We start from the raw sequence: 22,758 nt of genomic DNA, 5'->3' as shown, positions 1-22,758 counted from the left end.
ATGACGCTCAACGAGGCGTTATTACTTGCCGTGGTGACTTCCATAGTCGGCCCAATTGTGGTCGCGCTGGTACGTCACTTCTTCAAGTTCTAACCTGACGGGGGCGTGATGTCCGCCGCAGTGGCAGCAGCGCCCGAAACGGGCCGCAGGGGTAAAATCCTGCGGCCTTTTTTGTATTTGTAGCCCGGGCAAGGCGTATACGCCGCCCCCGGGAATACTCGGTGCTTATCTCTGCATCGATCCCCGGCGTCGCTCTGCTCGGCCGGGCTACGAGCCGGTCGGGCGCAATTCTGAAAATGGGGCGGTGACGGCGAGTTGAGCGGCGGATTGCAGTAGTATCGTTGGCAAGTCGGGTTTTCTGATGAGGCGCAATGTTGCGGGGGCTTGATCCCCGGCGGCATCAGTTGCTGGAAAGAGAAAACCCCCGCACGTTGTTTGGTATAAACCGGCAACATAACGGGGGCCATTCACTTGCCTCAACAACAAGAGGATAGCCGCGAACGGTTGCCATTGCAACGCAGGCGGTTATATGACGCTCAACGAGGCGTTATTACTTGCCGTGGTGACTTCCATAGTCGGCCCAATCGTGGTCGCTTTGGTACGTCACTTCTTCAAGTTCTAACCTGACGGGGCGTGATGTCCGCCGCAGTGGCAGCAGCGCCCAAAACGGGCCGCAGGGGTAAAATCCTGCGGCCTTTTTTGTATTTGTAGCCCGGGCAAGGCGTTTACGCCGCCCCCGGGGCTGCTCGGTGCTTATCTCTGCATTGATCCCCGGCGGCATCGGTTGCTGGAAAGAGAAAACCCCCGCACGTTGTTTGGTATAAACCGGCAACATAACGGGGGCGATTCACTTGCTCGACAACAAGAGGATAGCCGCGAACGGTTGCCATTGCAACGCAGGCGGTTATATGACGCTCAACGAGGCGTTATTACTTGCTGTTGTGACCTCCATCGTCGGCCCAATCGTGGTCGCGCTGGTACGTCACTTCTTCAAGTTCTAACCTGACGGGGCGTGATGTCCGCCGCAGTGGCGGCATGCGCCCGAAACGGGCCGCAGGGGTAAAATCCTGCGGCCTTTTTTGTTTTTACTGCGGGTATGGCACCCAGGAACCACCGTTCAGACGAACGTAAGGTTTCCCCTGATACTGCATCACCACCGTATTCGAGTTTTCGGAGACGGCGGCGGTTTGCGGCAGATTTCCCGTGAAGGCAGACCAGTCAACCGTATCTTCGGTGAAGATTTTGCCATCCACCGCACGTGCGACCAGTTCGGAAATCGCCAGATAACTGCTCGGCTGGTTGATATCCACCGCGGCACCCTGGTGCGGCGCTTTCATACCGAAGAACTTAACGGCAGCCGGGACGTGGGTAATCGACGGACTTGGGATATCACGCAGGCCGGAAACCTGCATTTTATCGCCCGCCAGCGCCGCGCCATGTTCCGGCACCACGATAACCATCACCCTGCGACCTGACTTCTGCAACTCATCGAAAAACGCGTCCAGCTCATCAAACAGTTTCTGCGCACGAGCTTTGTAGTCTGCGGTCTTGCTTTGCCCTTGATAGTGGTTGCCATCATGAAGCGGCAAAATATTGTAGAAGGTGGCGGAACGGTCACCGGCGGGTTTATCCGGTGAGTTAAGCCAGCGGTTGAGCGTGGCAAGATCGTCATACACCGGGGAGCCATCAAAGGCGAGCAGGTTAACCGGGAGTTTGCTTTGATCCATCAGCGGGCTTTGCATCCCACCATTATTCCGCACCTCTTTGAGGAAATCCCCAAACACGCCGTTGTGGTCGAGCATCAGGTGCTGGTTAAAACCAAGCTTAGCAAGGTTATCAAACAGATAACATTGATTCCCTGCTGGCTGATAAAGGTCGGTATGCGATGTTTGCCCACAGCTGGCGCGCAATAAACGAATCGCCGCCGGGCCGCTATAAGAGGTTGCGGAGTTGAAGTTACTAAAGCGGATATCAAAATGTGACCATAATGGATGCTGGAGCAGTCCCGCCGCTTCAACGTCGGAGGTCGCCAGCGAACAAATATTAATCACCAGCAGATCAAACGGCTGAGCATCTGCCGGAAGCGCGGTCGGGAACGTGGTGGCCCGTTTGCTTTCTGAGGCATAGAAACTGCTTAGCCAGGCATTCAGATTATCCGACGTTGGCGCAGCGGTTTGCGCCGGAATATCGGCGCTGGTGGCACTGCTGCCAGCCGCCGTCGCGGGTGCCGCGGTATTCGCGGCCGTAGCGTCGGCTTTTTGCCCCGCAGGCCACAGGCTAAAGGATGGGCCAACCAGCGTACTGAGGTTGATCCAGACCATCGCGATGACCACAAAAACGGTAATACGAATCCACTGATTTAAAAACAGCCATGCCACAACCAGCACAAAGAAGGCGCCCACCATCTGCCAGTTGATAAAGCGGGTAACCAGATCCCAGACATAGTCAGCACTAAATCCAGCAATTTGCGAACCCTGGCTCATGATGCTTTCAGGGCCGGGGAGCCAGGTATCATGCCAGAACAACGCAAAGCCTAGCGGAATAGCTATCCAGTGCCGCCAGCGGTGCAGGCGATTATTCGGTAATGGCAGCAATAAGAACGCCATAAAGACCAAATTGAGCATGGGGTGGAAGTTTAAATATCCCGCCCACAGCAGCCCGAATTTCACCAGGAAATAGAGATTCCAGCCCGCCAGTCCCCGCCAGTAATGCCAAAGTGGGGAAGGTTGAGTGGCGGCATTTTGCGTCGATTTAGTCATTTTTTGATTTTGCCCTGGCGGCCAGATCCCGGCGTAAAACGCCTACTGGTTTAACATAACGGGGTTTAAGAAACATCAGACGAAACGCGTTCTCAATGCGTCGTTGATGATGGCGCGCCAGATAGCCTAGCGGGAAGAAAATCAGCGCGCAAAGTACAACCAATTGAATAATATCGCTTATCGACATCATGACGGTGTTCCTTCGGTATCCGTAGACAGGCGATGCGGTTCTGGATAACGGCGCCAGCCTTTGCCCTCGTAGGTGGCGTTGATAACGTTGGTCGGTTTCGGCGCAATCGTTAAGGGTTTTGTCCAGTTCTCCGGTTTCACGTCACGCATTATCACAAGCTCTGCGGAAATCTGCTTATCTTCGAACCAAATCATGCGGTTAGAGAAAATATCACCGGTTGGCAGCGGGAAAATATGGTTCAGTGCGGTATCAAGATCGTTTACCCGACAGAAAGGGAGGAACAGCACCAGCCGGTTGTCAGCGATGGTGACAATATCGCCGACACGGTGTGGACGACATAATGTCAGCGCCTGCTCAACGCGCAGCCCGGGAGCCGGACGCAGGGCGACCATCACGCCTTTGCTGTCTGCGGGTAATAAGGTGTTATTGATAACTTTTTGCACCGCTTCGCAAAAAACATCCCACTTCTGATAGCCCTTGAGCTTCAGCGGCTCAGTATTCGCAAGCAGGGTCGAGAGATCTTCTGGAACGTGGCGGGTGAACTGCTGCGTCTGCACGCTTTCAATCAACGTCAGGCTTCGCGACAGCGGGGCGTTAGCGGAAATCACCAGATTAGCACCGCAGCTTAATAGCAATCGCTCGTCGGTGGCGCGCAGGCTCGCGGTGGTTTCGCGAACGATAATTTTTAATGCACTGCCGCGCTGGCGGCGTAAGGTGTGGGTGAATCTCGCAAGCTGTTCTACCTGACTGTTTTGATTAAGCGAGAATATGACCGTGGCAGCCTGGGCAGTACGCGCAGCATTAAAAACCGCATCGTTGGTATCGAATAAGCTCCAGTGTTCGGACAATGCCGGAGCGCCTTCAAGAATAGCGATATTACTCAGCACTTCTTTTTCATCACTGCGTGGTTGAACGTTGGCAATTTCATCCTGAGATAATTGCCAACGGTTACCATTGTGGGTAATTAAAAGCTGCTGGCGCGCGCTGACGCCTTTTTCATTGGCCCAGTAAGATATATCCAGCAGTTGACTATCACCCTGGTAACGTAAACTTGCGAGACCGGAGAGCGAGCGATATGCACCTAATAATAGGGATATTTGGGCATCAGCATTGTTGCCTGGGTTCAGTACCAGCAGAGTGCAATGGTAGTATTTCGCCCATTTCTGCGATTTCTTTACCCAATCTAAAAGTTTTTCCGCAGGAATATTTTTCCAGGCGTTATGAGAGCATACAAGGATAATAAAATAGTTATTTGGTTGAAGCGTGCAGAGCAAATCGCGGCGCATCAAGTATAGACCATCAGCGCTATCCTGCATGGCAAACATCGAAATACGTTTGGGGCCCGAATTACCCGTTAATTCTATAAGGTTTTTTGGATTTTCGCCCATGCTGACAACGGCGACTTTCGCCCCTTCAGCCTGCGCCGAAAGCGTCTGATTGAGCAGACTAATTGCGTCTTCATGACGGTCTGTATTCATCCACCACACGCCGCCTGTGGGCATATGGCTGACTTCATCCCACAATGAATCAATACCAATAGAAAATATGGGGTTCATCGTGTCCCTCTTATCGACGATAATCTTGCGTCTAAGTTTACTAGTGTAAACGTCAGAATAAACCTAATATTGAAATTAAATAGCATCAGATTTAGCATGTATAATCTTATTAAATCGACTTATCGCCATGTGATAAGAACGTTAATTTCGACTGGTTTGTGCATAACTATGTAATCGAAATGCGTAAACGACGATGCACATAAGCTCGATCAGAAGTAAGACGAGTATAAACGAAATTCATAGAAAATTTGTCTTTCGATTGACGCAGTGCATCAGGATTTGATTTCAGAGGAAATAAACGATGGCAGATAATAAACCTGTGAAATCAGTTGATTCGCAACTTGGTTACACCTTTCAGAATGATTTTATCGCGCTGAGCCGGGCTTTCTCTCTACCCAATATAGATTACACTGATATTTCGCAGCGAGAAAAATTAGCTGCGGCGTTTAAGCGTTGGCCACTGCTGGCGGAGTTTGCAGAACAAAATGCCAAATAAAAATAAGAGCCTAACCCATTAGGCTATTTTATTCGCCAGTTTGGCACCGGGCAGTGCTCGAAATCCTCACGTACTCCGTGTACGCTGCGGTTTCTGCGCGCTGTCCGGCACCAAACTGGCTTCAACAATTACGCCTACTGGGATAGGCTCTAAGGAAGCCAGAATGGCTATTTTGGGATTACAGGGCCTGCGTGGTGGAGTGGGTACAACCTCCGTCACGGCGGCATTAGCGTGGTCTTTGCAACTGCTCGGGGAGTCGGTGGTGGTTATCGATGCCTGCCCGGACAACATGCTGCGTCTGTCGTTTAACGACGAGATTAGTCGTGACAGCGGTTGGGCGCGTGCGCTGCTGGACGGTAAAGACTGGCGTGATGCAGGTTTGCGTTACACCTCGCATATCGATGTTCTCCCTTTTGGTCAGTTGCAGGCAGGTGAGCAGCAAAATATCCACACCCGCGGCGACACGCTGGCGGCTATTGCCACCCTTGCCAGTACGTTAGAGCAAGAGGGGAAATACCAGTGGATCCTGATTGACCTGCCGCAGGCTTTTTATCCCTGGACATCCCCCCTTATTGAAGCCTGTCACTTTACCCTGACCGTGGTGAAACCGGATGCGAACTGCCATATCCGCTTGCATCAACAGCCGCTGCCGACGAATACCCACCTTTTACTGAACGGCCTGCGTATGAGCAGTCCTTTACAAGAAGATCTCTACCAGGTCTGGTTACAAACCCAGCCTCGGTTATTACCGGTGGTTATCCACCGCGATGAAGCGATGGCGGAGAGTCTGGCAAGCAAACAGCCGCTGGGCGAATATCGCTATGACTCCCTGGCGGCGGAAGAGATGATCACCCTCGCCAACTGGTGCCTGATGCACTATGCCGGACATCATGCGGCGGAGCGCGAAGCATGATTCGCCTCGGCAGTTGGATCTTCGTCCCGCCAGTTTATGCGCGTATTCGCGCACGCTACATGGATTATCGTCGCAACAAATCGTCGGCGCTCGCAGCAACGCTAACCTGCCTATGGGTTGGACTGGCATGGATGTTTTTGCCGCTGGAGAACGCGCGCTGGCAGGCGTTACTTGTGCGTCAGGACGTGCTTTTCCCGCATATTAATTTCTCTCGTCCGCGCCCGCTCGACCCGCTACGTTACCTATTACAAGCCATTTGGCTCATTGCCACGAAACCGCCGGAAAGCCGTACACCCCGCGAATGGCGCCCTCTGGCAGGTATTGACCGGCTACGCAACCGCTACATCCGTTGGGCAGACGAACTACCGGCACGCATCAATCCGCAAGCGAGCGACCGGGCGAACAGAAAGGAGCTGGCGCATCTCAATCCTAAACTGCGTCGGTTGATTCTTGGAGTGGTGGTGGCGCTATCGCTCCTTCTGGCGCTGGTGTGTATCACACAGCCGTTTAACCCGCTTTCGCAGTTTGTCTTCCTGCTGCTGCTGTGGGGCGTTGCGCTGCTGGTGCGACGTATTCCGGGGCGCTTCTCCGCGCTGATGCTTATCGTATTGTCGCTGACGGTCTCCTGTCGTTACATCTGGTGGCGCTATACCTCGACGCTGAACTGGAACGATCCGGTGAGCCTCGTCTGTGGCCTGATACTGCTGTTTGCTGAAACCTACGCCTGGATTGTGCTGGTGCTGGGCTACTTCCAGGTGGCCTGGCCGCTCAATCGCCAGCCGGTACCGCTACCGAAGGATATGGATAGCTGGCCGACCGTAGATATTTTTGTTCCGACCTACAACGAAGACCTCAACGTCGTTAAAAATACCGTTTACGCCTCATTGGGCATCGACTGGCCGAAAGATAAAGTGGTGGTCTGGATCCTGGACGACGGGGGCCGTGAAGAATTCCGCCAGTTTGCCAAAGATGTGGGCGTTGAATATATCGCGCGAACGACGCATGAACATGCGAAAGCCGGGAACATCAACAACGCGCTTAAATATGCAAAAGGCGAATTCGTGTCGATTTTCGACTGCGACCACGTCCCAACGCGCTCGTTCCTGCAAATGACCATGGGCTGGTTCCTTAAAGATAAGAAGCTGGCGATGATGCAGACGCCGCACCACTTCTTCTCGCCGGATCCGTTTGAACGTAACCTGGGGCGTTTTCGTAAAACACCTAACGAAGGTACGCTGTTCTACGGACTGGTGCAGGACGGTAACGATATGTGGGATGCCACCTTCTTCTGTGGTTCCTGTGCGGTTATCCGTCGCGAGCCGCTGGACAAGATAGGCGGCATTGCCGTTGAAACCGTCACCGAAGATGCGCACACCTCGCTGCGCCTGCACCGTTTGGGTTATACCTCGGCTTATATGCGTCTGCCGCAGGCGGCGGGTCTGGCGACAGAAAGCCTGTCTGCGCACATCGGTCAGCGTATTCGCTGGGCGCGCGGCATGGTACAAATCTTCCGCCTCGATAACCCGCTGTTTGGCAAAGGATTAAAAATACCGCAGCGGCTTTGCTACCTGAATGCCATGTTCCACTTCTTATCCGGTATCCCGCGGCTTATCTTCCTGACCGCGCCGCTGGCTTTCCTGCTCTTACACGCCTACATCATTTACGCCCCGGCGCTGATGATTGCGCTGTTTGTGTTCCCGCACATGATTCACGCCAGCCTGACTAACTCGAAAATTCAGGGTAAATACCGCCACTCCTTCTGGAGTGAAATCTATGAAACGGTACTGGCCTGGTACATTGCGCCGCCGACCATGGTGGCGCTATTCGCCCCGCATAAAGGCAAGTTCAACGTCACCGCCAAAGGTGGCCTGGTGAAAGAAGAGTATGTCGACTGGGTGATCTCCCGCCCGTATATCTATCTGGTACTGCTGAATCTGCTCGGCGTGGCGTTTGGTATCTGGCGTTACATGTACGGGCCGGAAGATGAAATCCTCACCGTATGGGTCAGTCTGCTGTGGGTATTCTATAACCTGATTATCCTTGGCGGTGCGGTAGCGGTATCGGTTGAAAGTAAGCAGGTGCGACGCTCGCACCGCGTGGAAATTAAGATGCCGGGGGCGATTTCCCGCGAAGATGGTCATCTCTTCTCCTGTACGGTTCACGACTTCTCAGACGGCGGCGTGGGGATCCGAATTAACGGCGATGCCCAGGTGCTGGAGGAGCAAAAGGTCAATCTTCTGCTCAAACGCGGCCAGCAAGAGTATGTCTTCCCGACTCAGGTGGTGCGTGTGCTGGGGAATGAAGTCGGCCTCAAATTACTGCCGATGAGCACCCGTCAGCATATCGATTTTGTGCAGTGTACGTTTGCGCGCGCGGATACGTGGGCGCTTTGGCAAGACAGCTTCCCGGAAGATAAACCGCTGGAAAGCTTAATGGATATTCTGAAGCTGGGGTTCCGTGGTTATCGCCACCTGGCAGAATTTGCGCCGCCGGTGGCAAAAGAAATTTTCCGGTCACTCACTTCGCTTGTGGCGTGGGTGGCCTCGTTCGTCCCGCGTCGTCCAGAGCGCGGCGTGATAATCGAGCATCCGCTATCGGCTGTGGCTCAACAATAATGATGATGATGCGATGAAAAGAAACCTTTCCTGGATTTGTGCAGTGGCGATGGGGGTGGGCGGTTTGCTACCGCTTACGACGTATTCCGAACCAACGACCGAACTGTCCGTTGCCCCAACGCAGGCGGCGACCCCTGACGTGGCTGCCACGCCGGTGGTGGTGGAAGATTCGCCTGGCCGTGATGTGAAGCTCTCTTTCGCGCAGATTGCGCCACCGCCGGGCAGCATGGTGCTGCGGGGCGCAAACCCGAACGGCAGCATTGAGTTTGGGATGCGCAGCGATGAAGTGGTATCGAAGGCGATGCTGAACCTGACCTATACGCCATCGCCATCATTACTGCCGGTGACCTCACAGCTGAAGGTTTATCTTAACGATGAGCTGATGGGCGTGCTGCCGGTAACCAAAGAGCAGCTTGGGCAGAAGGTGACAACGCAAATCGCCGTCGACCCGCTGTATATCACCGACTTTAACCGCGTGCGCCTTGAGTTTATAGGCCACTATCGCGACGTCTGTGAAAACCCGTCGAACACCACCGTGTGGCTCGATGTTGCCCGTAACAGCTCGCTGGATTTAACCTACCAGTCGCTGAAGCTGCGCAATGACCTTTCACACTTCCCGGTGCCGTTCTTTGACGCCCGCGATAACCGCGCGCTGAATTTGCCGATGGTATTTGCCAAATCCCCAGACCTCCAGCAACAGCAGGCGGCAGGGATTATTGCATCCTGGTTTGGCGCGAAAGCGGGCTGGCGCGGCCAGACGTTCCCGGTGCTCTACAATTCACTGCCTGACCGCAATGCTATCGTCTTTGCCACCAACGATAATCGCCCGGACTTCCTGCGCGATCATCCGCCGGTAAAAGCGCCAACGGTCGAAATGATAGATCACCCGACCAATCCGTATTTGAAACTGCTGGTGGTCTTTGGTCGTGATGATAAAGACCTGCTGCAAGCGGCACAGGGGATCTCGTCGGGGAATATTCTGTTCCGTGGCGATAGCGTTACGGTAGATGAAGTGAAACCGCTGCTGGCGCGCGTGCCTTATGATGCGCCGAACTGGGTGCGTACCGACCGCCCGGTCACCTTTGGCGAGCTGAAAACCTACGAGCAGCAGCTACAGTCGACCGGGCTTGAGCCTGCGTCTATCAACCTGTCGCTGAACTTGCCACCGGATCTCTACCTGATGCGCAGTACCGGCATTGATATGGATCTGAAATATCGCTACACCATGCCGCCGGTGAAGGACAGCTCGCGGATGGACATCAGCCTGAACAACCAGTTCCTGCAATCCTTTAGCCTCAACAGCACGCAGGACGTCAATAAACTGATGCTGCGCCTGCCGATTCTGCAAGGTCTGCTGGACGGTAAAAATGATGTCAGCATCCCGGCGCTGCGTCTGGGCGCGATGAACCAGCTGCGCTTTGACTTCCAGTATATGAACCCGATGCCCGGCGGCTCGGTAGATAACTGCGTCACTTTCCAGCCGGTACAGAACCACGTGGTAATTAGCGACGATTCGACTATCGACTTCTCGCATTACTATCACTTCCTGCCGATGCCGGACCTGCGTACGTTTGCCAACGCTGGCTTCCCATTCACCCGCATGGCTGACCTTTCCGACACCGTTATCGTCATGCCAAAAACGCCGTCAGAGGCGCAGGTCAGTACGTTGCTGAACGCCGTTGGCGTCATTGGCGGCCAGACTGGCCTTGCGGGCGCGAAAATGACTATCGTCGATGAGGGTAATCAGATTCAGGATAAAGACGCCGATCTGCTGCTGATTGGTTCCATTCCGCAAAAACTCAAAGATGACAAGCATATCGACCTGCTGGTGAATGCCACCCAGAGCTGGGTGAAAACGCCGGTGCGCCATAACGATCTGCCGAGCATCTATCTGGATGCGGACGATCGTCAGCCAAGCGTGCAGACGGGGATCACCTCCACAGGCCCGATGGCGGCGATCGTCGGCTTTGAATCGCCGTATCACAAACAGCGCAGCGTTGTCGCACTGCTGGCGGACAGCGCCACCGGCTACAACCTACTGAACAATGCGCTGAATGACAGCGGCAAACGCGCGGCGATGTTTGGCTCCGTCTCGGTGATTCGTGAATCGGGCGTCAGCAGCCTGCGCGTGGGCGATATTTACTATGTCGGCCACCTGCCGTGGTTTGAACGCGTGTGGTTTGCGCTGTCAAATCACCCCGTTTTATTAGCTATCTTTGCGGCGATAAGTATCGTGCTGCTGGCGTGGGTACTGTGGCGTCTGCTGCGTATCATTAGCCGTCGTCGCCTGGATCCAGAAGACGAGTAAGCCTTGATGAAAATGCTGCGCTGGATAATCGTGTTATGCGCCCTCGGCGGCCAGGTTCAGGCCGCCTGTCAGTGGCCGGCCTGGGAGCAGTTTAAGCAGGAATACGTCAGTGCCGAAGGGCGCGTTATCGACCCCAGCGATTCGCGCAAAATTACCACCTCGGAGGGGCAAAGCTACGCTTTGTTCTTTGCCCTGGCAGCCAACGATCAAAAGGCGTTCGCTTCGCTGCTGAACTGGACGCAGAATAATCTCGCCGCAGGCTCCCTGCGCGAGAATCTTCCGGCCTGGCTGTGGGGTAAAAAGAGCGAAACGGAATGGACGGTGCTGGATAGCAACTCTGCATCTGACTCCGATATCTGGATTGCCTGGGCGCTGCTTGAAGCCGGTAGACTGTGGAAAAACGACGACTACAGCGCCACCGGCAAAGCGCTGCTGGCAAAAATCGCTGAAGATGAAGTGGTGAAGGTGCCGGGCTTAGGCTTAATGCTGCTGCCCGGTCGCGTGGGCTTTGCTGAGGAGACACGCTGGCGCTTTAATCCGAGCTATTTACCACCGCAGGTGGCGCAGTATTTCAGCCGCTTCGGCGCACCGTGGACTGCGCTGCGTGACACGAACCTCAAGCTATTGATGGATACCGCACCGCAGGGTTTTTCCCCGGATTGGGTGAGCTACGATAAAACGCAGGGCTGGCAGCTAAAAGCGACGGATGTCATCGGCAGCTACGATGCTATTCGCGTCTATCTGTGGGTGGGTATGATGAATGATGCCGACCCGCAAAAAGCGCGTTTGCTTAAACGCTTTAACGCGATGGCGGCGCAGACCGTCAAGCAGGGGCTTCCCCCTGAAAAAGTAGCGATAGCCACGGGCAAAGTCACCGGCGATGGCCCGGTAGGCTTCTCTGCCTCATTATTACCCTTCCTACAAAATCGTGACGCCACGGCGGTACAACGCCAGCGCGTTGCCGACCATTTTCCCGGCGCGGATGCGTACTATAATTTTGTGCTGACCCTTTTTGGCCAGGGCTGGGATCAACACCGTTTTCGCTTTAGCGCCCGCGGCGAATTACTACCTGACTGGGGCCAGGAATGCGCAAGTTCACACTAAGTTTAATCACTCTCTCGCTTGGCTTGACGTTTGTTCCGCCAGGCTTTGCGGATACCTCGGCAGAAGAGCAGTTGCTCAACCAGGTGCGCCTGGGCGAGGCCAGTAAACGCGAAGATTTGGTGCAGCAGTCGCTGTATCGACTTGAACTTATTAACCCGAATAATCCAAAAGTGCTGGCGGCGCGGATGCGCTATTTACTGCGTCAGGGCGACGGTGCGGGGGCGCAAAAACAGCTGGATAAACTGGCGCAGGTGGCCCCGAATTCGGCGGAATACAACGCGGCACGCATTGAAATTGGCCTCAACAGTAGCGCAGGGCGTCAGGCGCTTCAGGAAGCGCGTTTGCAGGCCACCACCGGCCATGCCCAAGAGGCGCTTGCGGCATATGAGAAAGCCTTTAACGGCCCGCCGCCGGACGGTGATTACGCCGTCGAGTACTGGACGACGGTGGCGAAAATTCCTGAGCGCCGCAATGAGGCGCTTAACCATCTGCAAGCCTTGAACCGCCAGTCGCCGGGTAACCTTGGCCTACAGATAACCCTGGTCAACATGCTGTTTGCCAGCAACCAGCGCGATGACGCGTTTGCGGTGCTTGAGCAGATGGCAAAATCCTCCAGCGGTCGCGGGGCGGCAAGCGATCTTTGGTTTAATGCCATCAAAGATAGCCCAACCAGCCCGGCCAGCGTGCAGGCGTTGCAACGTTATTTGATGATTTTCAGCACCGGCGAGTCGGTGGATAGCGCGCGTGGCATGCTGGCGGAGCAGCAAAAGCAAATGGCTGACCCGGTGCAGCGCGCGAAGGCCGAACAGCAGGCAAAAGCGGCAGAAGTGGAAGCCAGCAAACCGCAGACCTGGCAGCTTTACTGGCCGCTTATCCGCAAAGGCGACGCGGCGCTGAAAGCCAATAATCTGGAACAGGCGCAGAGCGCTTATCAGCAGGCACGCCGGCTTGACGCCACGGACAGCTATGCGGTGCTGGGGCTAGGCGATGTGGCGCTCGCCAGAAAAGATAGCGCGGGCGCTGAGCGTTACTATCAGCAAGCATTGCGTTTGGATAAAGGCAACAGCAGCGCGATACGCGGACTGGCGAATCTCTATCGCGCGCAATCACCCGAGCGCGCGACGGCCTTTATCAACGGTCTCTCCGCCAGCCAGCGACGCAGTATTGATGATATCGAACGTAGTCTGACCAATGACCGGCTTTCGCAGCAGGCAGAGGCGCTTGAGAACCAGGGGCGCTGGGCGCAGGCCGCCGAATTGCAGCGCCGTCGTCTGGCGCTGTCGCCGGATGACGTCTGGATAACCTATCGGCTCTCACGTGACCTGGTCAGCGCCGGGCAACGCGCCGAAGCCGACAACCTGATGCTCAATCTGGCGCGCAAAAAACCGACCGATGCCGATCAGGTGTATGCCTATAGCCTGTATTTATCCGGTAACGGACAGGATGAGGCGGCATTGTCGCATCTGGCCGCGCTACCGACGGCGCAGTGGACGGACAATATTCGTGAACTGGATACGCGGCTGCGCAGTGACCAGCTTATTGCCCGGGCCAACCTGCTGCGGGATGCTGGTCAGGAGCCACAGGCCATTGCGCTGTTAAAACAACAGCCAGAGTCAGCCCGTATCCATTCAACGCTGGCCGATTGGGCGCAGCAGCGGGGCGATAATGCTACCGCGCTGGCGGAATACAACGCCTTGCTGGCAAAAGAACCGCAGAATGAAGACGCTCGTCTGGGGCTGGCGGAAGTTTATGCGGCGCAGGGGAATGCCCTGGCGGCGCGCCAGCAACTGGCCGCCTTGCCTGCCGAAGGCGAACGATCGCTGGGAACCCAGCGCCGGATTGCGCTAGTCAGCGCGCAATTGGGCGACACGGCTGCGGCGCAGAAAATGCTTACCGCCATGGTGCCACAGGCCAAAGCACAGCCGCCTTCAATGGAAAGCGCGATGGTGTTGCGTGATGCCGCGCGCTATCAGGCGCTGGACGGCAATCCACAACGGGCGCTGGAGACTTACAAAGATGCGATGGTGGCGGCGGATATCACCCCGGCGCGGCCGCAGGATAACGACAGCTTTACCCGTCTGACGCGTAATGACGCGAAAGATGACTGGCTCAAGCGCGGCGTGCGCAGCGATGCCGCCGATCTCTACCGTCAGCAGGATCTGAACGTCACGCTTCAGCATGAATTCTGGGGTTCCAGCGGCACGGGTGGTTACTCCGATCTGAAAGCGCACACCACCATGTTCCAGGTGGATGCCCCGCTTTATGATGGGCGCATGTTCTTCCGCTCGGATCTGGTGAATATGGATGCCGGGACCTTCTCCAGTAAAAATAATGCGTATAAAGAACAGTGGGGGACGTGTGACCTCGCCACCTGTTACGGTTCGAAGAATCAAAGTGACAGTGGCGCAAGCGTAGCCATTGGCTGGAAAAATGACACCTGGGACGCGGATATTGGCACCACGCCAATGGGTTTCAAGGTGGTGGATGTCGTCGGTGGTCTGAGCTACAGCAACGATCTTGGCCCGGTGGGCTACACGTTGAACGCACACCGCCGCCCGGTCTCCAGTTCGCTGCTGGCATTTGGCGGACAGAAAGATAACAGCAGCGGCCTGCATCCGGGCACCACCTGGGGTGGCGTTCGTGCCGACGGTGGCGTTGTTAGCATGAGCTATGACAAAGGTGAGGCCAACGGTATCTGGGCGTCACTGGGTGGCGATCAACTAACCGGTAAGAACGTGGCGGACAACTGGCGCGTGCGCTGGATGACCGGCTATTACTACAAAGCGATCAACGAAAATAATCGCCGGGTTACGGTGGGGCTGAATAATATGATTTGGCACTACCAGAAAGACCTGAGCGGCTACACGCTGGGCCAGGGCGGCTATTACAGCCCTCAGGAGTACGTGTCGTTTGCGGTGCCGGTCAACTGGCGTCAGCGTACCGAAAACTGGTCGTGGGAGCTGGGCGGTTCGGTGTCCTGGTCACATTCGCGCAGCAAAACTGAGCCGCGTTATCCGCTGATGAATCTTATCCCGTCGCAATGGCAAAAAGCCGCCAGTGAAGCCACTAACGGCGGCGGCAGCAGCCAGGGTTTTGGTTACACGGCGCGGGCCATTGTCGAGCGACGGGTAACATCAAACTGGTTTGTTGGCGCGGGCGTCGATATTCAGCAGGCGAAGGATTACACGCCAAGCCATGCGCTGCTTTATGTGCGCTATTCTGCCGCAGGCTGGCAGGGCGATCTCGATATGCCGCCGCAGCCGCTGGTGCCTTACGCCGACTGGTAGCGCTATAAGTAATCGTGCTCTAAGTGTTCGTCTTATATAACCCGGTTACAGACCGGGTTATAATCTTTGTGTCAGCGTCAATTTTGACTTTGGCGCCAGCCTCGTTATTCTCAATGCCTGAGCAATACGTTCGTATCTGTGGAGAGCTCTTTTGCGCGTCAGCCGTTCACTTACCATAAAACAAATGGCGATGGTTGCTGTGGTAACCATGTTGTTTTTATTTATCTTTTGCTTCATCTTGCTGTTCCATTTTGTTCAGCAGGATCGCTATAACACCGCTGCGCAACTTGAGAGTATCGCGCGCTCCGTGCGCCAGCCGCTGTCCGCCGCCATTCTTAAGGCGGATATTCCAGAAGCCGAAAGCATTCTTGAACGTATTCAGCCAGCCGGAATTGTTAGCCGCGCAGACGTGGTGCTGCCGAATCAGTTCCAGGCGCTGCGCATGAGCTTTATCCCCGAACGCCCGGTGCCGGTGAACATCACCCGTATCTTTGAATTGCCGGTACAAATTTCGCTGCCGCTTTATTCACTGGAACGCCCGGCAAATCCGCAGCCGCTGGCCTATCTGGTGCTTCAGGCTGACTCTTATCGCATGTATAAATTCGTGATGAGCGCGCTGGCAACGATAGTGACCGCTTACTTCCTTTTAGTGCTGATTCTGACCGTCGCGCTCACCTGGTGCATCAACCGGCTGATTGTCAGACCGCTGCGCAAGATTGCATATGAGATACACGATCTCCCGGGAGCGGATCGCATCGGGCACCAGTTGACGCTGCCGCCGCTGCATCATGACGATGAAATCGGTACGCTGGTGCGCAGCTATAACCGTAATCAGCAGGCGTTATTACGTCAATACGACGAACTTAGCGGCCAATCGACGCGTTTTCCCATCTCAGACCTGCCGAACAAAGCCTTTTTGCTGGGCCTGCTGGAGCAGAGTCTGGCGCGCAAATCCCCGGTCGCGCTGCTGACCATCGCCTGTGAAACGCTACAGGATACGGCGGGCGTGCTAAAAGAGGAGCAGCGCGAGATGCTACTGCTCACGCTGGCGGAGAAAATTAAGCAGGTGATTTCGCCCCGTATGGTGCTGGCGCAGATAAGCGGCTACGACTTCGCCATTCTGGCCAACGGCGTTAAAGAGCCGTGGCATGCCATTACGTTAGGTCAGCAAGTACTTACTATTATTAACGAGCGGCTGCCGTTGCAGGGCATCCAGCTCCGGCCAAGCGCCAGTATCGGGATTGCAATGGGCAGCGAAGGCCTGACCGCGGAACAGTTCTACCGCCGCTCGATCTCCGCCGCCTTCACCGCGCGCCGTAAAGGGAAAAATCAGATTGAGTTTTTCGACCCAGACCAGATGGCGAAAGCCCAGAAACGTCTGACGGAAGAGAGCGATATTCTGACCGCGCTGGATAACCAACAATTCTCCGTCTGGCTTCAGCCGCAGGTGGAGGCCGCTACCGGCAAAATCTGTAGCGCCGAAGTGCTGCTGCGCCAGCGCCAGCTGGACGGTAGCTGGGTGTTACCCGACGATCTTATCGACAATATTGAATCCTGCGGCCTGATGGTGACCGTCGGTCACTGGGTGCTGGAAGAGTCCTGCCGCCAGCTGGCGGTGTGGCAATCGCGCGGCATTATGCTGCCGTTGTCGGTGAATATTTCCGCCTTACAGCTGCTGCACCACGATATGGTGTCCGACATGCTGGCGCTGTTAAATCACTACCGCATCGCACCTGGCACCCTGGTGCTGGAGGTGACGGAAAGCCGCCGCATTGATGACCCGAAAGCGGCGGTGGCGATTCTGCGTCCGCTGCGCAATGCCGGCGTCCGCATCGCGCTGGATGATTTTGGTATGGGCTACGCCGGGCTGCGTCAGCTACAGCATATGAAATCCGTTCCGGTCGATATCTTAAAAATCGACAAAATCTTTATCGAAACGCTGCCGGAAGATGCCAGCATGGTGGCGGCAATTATTCAGCTTGGGCGTAGCCTCAACCTGCAAATCGTTGCCGAAGGTGTTGAAACAAAAGAGCAATATGAATGGTTGAAGGCGGCTGAGGTCGATATTCTCCAGGGCTTTTTGTTTGCGCGCGCCGTCCCGGCAGAGGTCTTTGAGCAGGATTATTTAGGCAAGGAGAAATCACTGCTGCCGGAAGTAAATGACGCGTGATTATGCGTGTCAGCTCAAGTTTTTAACAATTAAGTATCAAAATCACGTACAAATATTTCGATTATGTTTCCCGGATGTTATTTTGTGCCCACAGGTAAAATTAACCCCTACTTTTCCTGTGGCTATAGCTTAAGGACATCCTATGAAAACCTCTTTCTTCAAAAGCCTCTATTTTCAGGTGCTGACGGCGATAGTGATCGGTGTATTAATCGGTCACTATTACCCGGAACTGGGCGCGCAAATGAAGCCGCTCGGTGATGCCTTCGTAAAACTGATTAAAATGATTATTGCCCCGGTTATTTTTTGTACGGTTGTAACCGGGATTGCTGGCATGGAAAGTATGAAAGCGGTAGGCCGAACCGGTGCCGTGGCGCTGCTCTACTTTGAAGTGGTCAGTACGATTGCACTGATTATCGGCCTCATTATCGTAAACGTAGTGCAACCCGGTGCCGGAATGAACGTTGACCCGGCAACGCTTGATGCCAAAGCGGTGGCGATGTATGCCGAGCAGGCTAAAGATCAGGGAATTGTCGGCTTCCTGATGGACATCATCCCGTCAAGCGTCATCGGCGCGTTCGCCAGCGGGAATATTTTGCAGGTGCTGCTGTTTGCGGTGATGTTTGGTTTTGCCCTCCATCGTCTTGGGCATAAAGGCCAGCTGATCTTCAATGTCATTGAAAGCTTCTCCCAGGTTATTTTCGGCATTATCAACATGATCATGCGCCTGGCGCCGATTGGTGCGTTCGGGGCGATGGCCTTTACCATCGGTAAATACGGCGTCGGTACGCTGGTGCAACTGGGGCAGTTGATTGTCTGCTTCTACATCACCTGTATCCTGTTCGTGGTGGTGGTGCTGGGTTCGATTGCCCGTGCGACCGGCTTTAGCATTTTCAAATTTATTCGCTATATCAAAGAAGAACTGCTGATTGTGCTGGGAACATCTTCCTCAGAATCGGCGCTGCCGCGCATGCTCGATAAGATGGAAAAGCTGGGCTGTCGTAAATCGGTGGTGGGGTTGGTGATTCCAACCGGCTACTCGTTTAACCTCGATGGAACCTCTATCTACTTGACGATGGCGGCGGTGTTTATCGCACAGGCGACCAATAGCCACATGGATATCTTCCACCAGATCACCTTGTTAGTGGTGCTCCTGCTCTCTTCAAAAGGGGCGGCGGGCGTTACCGGCAGCGGGTTTATCGTGCTGGCGGCGACTATCTCAGCGGTAGGGCACTTGCCGGTTGCCGGCCTGGCGCTGATTCTGGGTATCGACCGCTTTATGTCAGAAGCGCGCGCCTTGACTAACCTCATTGGTAACGGTGTGGCGACGATTGTGGTGGCGAAGCGTGTGAAACAACTTGATGCCAAACAGCTCGACGACGTGCTTAATAACCGTCCGACTGCTAACAAACCGCACGAATTATCCTCTTAATCCTCTCACTTAAGCCCGTACTCCCTTGCTGGAGTGCGGGCTCCTGCGCATAATTAGGCGCGTCTTTTACTGAACCTGTTAGCATAAGTTTAAGGTGATTTTTATTTTACTTAGCTATGCAACATTTACGTGATTGTGTGGTCTAACTGACGTATTTACTTCAAGATTTTTGATAACGGCCCCAGTGCGGTTATCTTTTATTCCCTCAAGGGACAGAGCGGCGACTGACGTTGCGGCAGCTCGATCCCTTCAGGAAGTCACCAGGAATGTTCATCAGGGGTTCACATGCAGGGCACAACAATTCGACTTTTAGCCGGTGGTTTGCTGATGATGGCAGCAGCCAGCTGTGTGCAGGCAGAAACGCTCCAGCCGGACCCGGCCTGGCAACAAGGTACGCTGCCAAATGGTTTCCAGTGGCAGGTGCTTGCCACTCCGCAACGTCCGAGTGACCGTGTAGAAATCCGGCTCTCGGTGGATATTGGTTCGCTGAACGAAAGCGCTCAGCAGACCGGCTACAGCCACCTTATTCCGCGTATCGCGCTGACCCAAAGCGGCAGCCTGCCTGCTGCGCAGGTGCGCTCAATGTGGCAGCAGGGAATCGACCCAAAACGCCCGCTCCCGCCGGCGATTGTCTCTTATGATTACACCCGTTTTAACCTGAGCCTGCCGAATAACCGCAGCGATTTGCAAAAAGAAGCGCTGGTCTGGCTGGCAAGCTCGCTGGCGAAACCGAACATCACCACTGAAACCGTGGGCCGCGCGCTGGCTGAGCAGGATATGGTCGCCACCTGGCCGCAGGACACGAAAGAGGGCTGGTGGCGCTATCGCCTGAAAGGTTCGACCATGTTGGGCCACGATCCGTCCGAACCGTTGAAGCAGCCAGTAGATGCCAAGCAACTCGCCGAGTTTTATCAAAAATGGTACACGCCGGATGCCATGACGCTTGTCGTGGTGGGCAATGTTGATAGCCGTGCGACCATCGAACAGATCGGCAAAATTTTCGGTGAGCTCAAAGGCAAGCGCGAAACGCCAGCCATCGTGCCAACGTTATCGCCATTGCGCCCGGAAGCCGTAAGTATTATGACTAACGCGGTGAGTCAGGACCGGTTGTCCATTATGTGGGACTCGCCGTGGCAGCCCATCCGCGAATCAGCGGCGCTTCTGCGCTACTGGCGTGCGGACCTGGCGCGTGAAGCCTTGTTCTGGCACGTTCAGCAAAAGCTAAGCCGTACCAACATGAAAGACATCGGGCTGGGCTTCGATTGCCGCGTGCTTTACCTGCGCGCGCAGTGCAGCATTAACCTGGATTCTCCGGGCGAAAAGCTCGACGGTAATCTGGGACTGGTTGCACGAGAGCTGGCCGCAATTCGTGAAAACGGTCTGCCGCAAGACGAATTTGATGCGCTGATTGCGCAGAAAAAGCTCGAGCTGCAAAAGCTGTTTGCGACCTACGCCAGAATGGATACCGACGTGCTCATTAACCAGCGCATACGTTCACAGCAAAATCAGGTGGTAGACATTGCGCCGGAGCAGTACCAAAAGCTGCGCCAGAGCTTCCTTGATTCGCTGACGCTGGATGTCCTGAATATGGATCTGCGCCAGCAGCTGTCACAGGACATGGCGCTGATTTTGCAACAGCCAACCGGCGAGCCTGAGTTTAATATGAAGGACTTGCAGGAGACCTGGAACAAAATCATGCTCGAATCGAAACCAGAGGTGGCTGCTACGACGGATGATGTGCATCAGGATGTGACGGATATTCCGCCAGCGCAGTAAGTAGTGGGGTTTCCCCTCACCCTAACCCTCTCCCCATAGGGGAGAGGGGACCGACCCAGCGCGAGGTACGCACGCCGTTCTCCCTCGCCCCTTTGGGGAGAGGGCCGGGGTGAGGGGAAACCCACTCACCAGACGAAAAAAAACCTCTCCCAAACGGAAGAGGTTTTTTTATACCTGCAACCTTACGCCGGCATCGCGTCGCGAGGAATAATCGCCCCGCGGTGCTGAATCACGGTGCTTGCCGTCTGGTGCCCACGTTTGGCTGCCGCAACCGTATCGCCACCGGTTAAACGTACCGACAGATAGCCTGCGCTGAACGAGTCACCGGCCGCCGTCGTATCCACGACTTTCTCTTTTGGCAGCTTCACCGCTGGCACATCAACAAGCGCCTCGCCGACAACCGCAACCAGGCAAGAGTCCGCGCCGCGCTTCACCACCACTTCGTTCACGCCTGCGGCGTGGGTGCGAGCAATCACTTCCTCAACCGGCTTTTCGCCCCACAGCGCATCTTCATCGTCGAGCGTCAGGAAGGCGATATCGGTGCATTCCAGCATCTGCTGATACACCTGCTGGGTCTCTTCTTTGCTGGCCCACAGGCGTGGACGATAGTTGTTGTCAAAGATAACTTTACCGCCGTTAGCGCGGCAGGTTTTCAGCAGCGTCAGCAGTTTCTCACGGCTAGCCGGGCTTAAGATTGCGAGGCTAATTCCGCTCAGATAGAGGTAGTCAAAACCGGCCAGCTGCTCGCAGATCGCGGCAGACTGCTCGCTCTCCAGCCAGAATTTGGCGGCGGCTTCGTTGCGCCAGTAGTAGAAGGTTCGTTCGCCGGTCTCATCGGTTTCGATGTAGTACAGGCCAGGCATGCGGTCACTCATTCGTTGAATCAGGTCAGTTTTGACGTTCTCCGCCTGCCAGGCATCCATCATTTGCTGGCTGAAGGTGTCGGTACCCAGCGCGGTGACGTAATTAACGCTAAGTTCAGCAGGGGAGACCTGACGCGCGATATAGACGGACGTATTTAAGGTGTCGCCGCCGAAGCCGCGGTTAACTTGTGCGCCCTTCTCGGACAGTTCAATCATGCATTCGCCAATTACGGCAATTTTTTTAGACATAGTCATCAACCTGAATCGGTAAATTTTTGGTAGTGTGCGCTGCGGTCAATCAGTGGTCAACTATATTAAAACATCGTTCCATTATTTTTCTTGAGCTAGCGCGTGTTACGGCGTATTCGTCATGCATGAAGAAAAATAAAATGCCCCGATCTGAACATAAAGTTATCAAATGCCCCGCCGATAACCTTATGACCAGACCCTTTGCCCCTCTAATCACAGGAAGCTTAAATGACGTTAAAGCAGGTGAGCCAGCGGGCGAGAGCTCCCGATGCGGAGCTGGAAAGCCTACAGCAGCTGCGTTATTGGCAAGAATGTGAACGGGTCTATACCTACCAGCCTATCTACACCATCCAGGGCCGCCTGATGGCGATCGAGGTGCTAACGATAGTGGCCCATCCTTCGGAGCCGCAAAAGCGTATCGCCCCGGATCGTTACTTCGCTGAAATTTCTATCGGTCAGCGTATCCATGTCATCAAAGAACAGGTGGCGATGCTGGCAAAAAGAAAGCATTTCTTTGTGCAGAATAAGGTGCTGGCCTCGGTGAACGTTGATGCGCTGACGCTACTGGAAATGCGTCAGGACCGGATCCTGAAAACGATGATTGAGACGCTGCCCTGGCTGCGTTTTGAACTGGTCGAGAATATCGCGCTACCCAAGAATTCGTCAGCTTCACTGCGCGAGTTCGGCCCGCTGTGGTTAGATGATTTTGGCACCGGAATGGCTAACTTTTCAGCGCTTAATGAAGTGCGCTATGACTACATCAAAGTCGCCCGCGACCTGTTCATTATGCTGCGTAAAACGCCGGAAGGCCGTAAGCTGTTCATTATGCTGCTGCAATTGATGAATCGCTATTGCGAGGGCGTGATCGTTGAGGGAGTGGAAACGCTTGAAGAGTGGCGTGAAGTGCAAAACTCACCCGCCGCCGCCGCGCAAGGTTATTTCCTCTCTCGCCCTGTCCCGATGGAAACCCTCGAAAACGTGTTAACCATTCTGTAAGTCGCCCGCTTCCCTTTGTCTGGACTATAGTTTTATAGGCAAGGTCA

At 54.9% G+C, this 22,758-nt stretch carries 14 protein-coding genes; 10 read left to right on the top strand and 4 right to left on the bottom strand.

Translation table 11 applies throughout. From position 1 onward, the window contains the following. Positions 1–1,085 precede the first annotated feature (1,085 nt). Genes bcsG through bcsE form a run of 3 tightly spaced genes read right to left on the bottom strand, consistent with a single transcriptional unit; the run spans position 1,086 to position 4,505 of the window. The gene (gene bcsG / locus ACIPDS_RS14315) at positions 1,086–2,759 is read right to left on the bottom strand and encodes a cellulose biosynthesis protein BcsG (RefSeq protein WP_400737009.1); all 1,674 of its coding nucleotides are present in this window, start codon (positions 2,757–2,759) and stop codon (positions 1,086–1,088) included. After that, positions 2,752–2,949 (bottom strand): cellulose biosynthesis protein BcsF, encoded by a 198-nt coding sequence (bcsF, locus tag ACIPDS_RS14310; protein WP_166515336.1) that lies wholly within the window; start codon positions 2,947–2,949, stop codon positions 2,752–2,754. The genes bcsG and bcsF overlap by 8 nt, the downstream gene beginning before the upstream one ends. Beyond that, positions 2,946–4,505, bottom strand: a complete 1,560-nt coding sequence (gene bcsE, locus ACIPDS_RS14305; protein ID WP_400737004.1) for a cellulose biosynthesis protein BcsE — start codon at positions 4,503–4,505, stop codon at positions 2,946–2,948. The genes bcsF and bcsE overlap by 4 nt, the downstream gene beginning before the upstream one ends. Positions 4,506–4,806: 301 nt before the next feature. On the opposite strand from bcsE, the gene bcsR reads away from it, so the two are divergent. From bcsR to ACIPDS_RS14260, 9 genes are all read left to right on the top strand, one after another. Beyond that, on the top strand, positions 4,807–5,001 hold the full coding sequence (bcsR, locus tag ACIPDS_RS14300) for a cellulose biosynthesis protein BcsR (RefSeq protein ID WP_166515338.1): 195 nt from the start codon (positions 4,807–4,809) through the stop codon (positions 4,999–5,001). A 163-nt stretch (positions 5,002–5,164) separates the two neighbouring features. Beyond that, positions 5,165–5,914, top strand: coding sequence for a cellulose biosynthesis protein BcsQ (gene bcsQ, locus ACIPDS_RS14295; protein ID WP_400737000.1), 750 nt, complete (start codon positions 5,165–5,167; stop codon positions 5,912–5,914). Further along, positions 5,911–8,529 carry a UDP-forming cellulose synthase catalytic subunit gene (gene bcsA / locus ACIPDS_RS14290; RefSeq protein ID WP_400736997.1) on the top strand — a complete coding sequence of 873 codons (2,619 nt, stop codon included), beginning with the start codon at positions 5,911–5,913 and terminating at the stop codon, positions 8,527–8,529. Before bcsQ ends, bcsA begins: the two co-directional genes overlap by 4 nt. A gap of 13 nt (positions 8,530–8,542) precedes the next feature. Then, the gene (gene bcsB / locus ACIPDS_RS14285; protein WP_400736994.1) at positions 8,543–10,837 is read left to right on the top strand and encodes a cellulose biosynthesis cyclic di-GMP-binding regulatory protein BcsB; all 2,295 of its coding nucleotides are present in this window, start codon (positions 8,543–8,545) and stop codon (positions 10,835–10,837) included. A gap of 6 nt (positions 10,838–10,843) precedes the next feature. After that, positions 10,844–11,941, top strand: a complete 1,098-nt coding sequence (bcsZ, locus tag ACIPDS_RS14280; protein ID WP_400737617.1) for a cellulose synthase complex periplasmic endoglucanase BcsZ — start codon at positions 10,844–10,846, stop codon at positions 11,939–11,941. After that, complete coding sequence (bcsC, locus tag ACIPDS_RS14275; protein WP_400736991.1) at positions 11,923–15,228, top strand: cellulose synthase complex outer membrane protein BcsC; 3,306 nt, start codon at positions 11,923–11,925, stop codon at positions 15,226–15,228. The genes bcsZ and bcsC overlap by 19 nt, the downstream gene beginning before the upstream one ends. 151 nt (positions 15,229–15,379) lie before the next feature. Continuing rightward, on the top strand, positions 15,380–17,398 hold the full coding sequence (gene hmsP, locus ACIPDS_RS14270; protein ID WP_400736988.1) for a biofilm formation regulator HmsP: 2,019 nt from the start codon (positions 15,380–15,382) through the stop codon (positions 17,396–17,398). 142 nt (positions 17,399–17,540) lie between these two features. Next, positions 17,541–18,827, top strand: a complete 1,287-nt coding sequence (locus ACIPDS_RS14265) for a dicarboxylate/amino acid:cation symporter (RefSeq protein WP_166515344.1) — start codon at positions 17,541–17,543, stop codon at positions 18,825–18,827. A gap of 285 nt (positions 18,828–19,112) precedes the next feature. After that, a complete protein-coding gene (locus ACIPDS_RS14260; protein WP_166515345.1) occupies positions 19,113–20,603 on the top strand; it encodes a pitrilysin family protein in 1,491 nt (496 codons plus the stop codon). 182 nt (positions 20,604–20,785) lie between these two features. Here ACIPDS_RS14260 and ACIPDS_RS14255 read toward each other — a convergent pair whose 3' ends face one another. Next, positions 20,786–21,715, bottom strand: coding sequence for a sugar kinase (locus ACIPDS_RS14255; RefSeq protein ID WP_400736983.1), 930 nt, complete (start codon positions 21,713–21,715; stop codon positions 20,786–20,788). 228 nt (positions 21,716–21,943) lie between these two features. Here ACIPDS_RS14255 and pdeH point away from each other — a divergent pair, with 228 nt between their 5' ends. Next, the gene (pdeH, locus tag ACIPDS_RS14250; protein ID WP_166515347.1) at positions 21,944–22,711 is read left to right on the top strand and encodes a cyclic-guanylate-specific phosphodiesterase; all 768 of its coding nucleotides are present in this window, start codon (positions 21,944–21,946) and stop codon (positions 22,709–22,711) included. Positions 22,712–22,758 lie beyond the last annotated feature (47 nt).

Source organism: Kluyvera sp. NPDC087067, from assembly GCF_044745165.1.
Taxonomy (GTDB): domain Bacteria; phylum Pseudomonadota; class Gammaproteobacteria; order Enterobacterales; family Enterobacteriaceae; genus Kluyvera.
The sequence above is the reverse complement of the archived record's forward strand: the minus strand, read 5'-3'. Positions and strand labels throughout refer to the sequence as shown.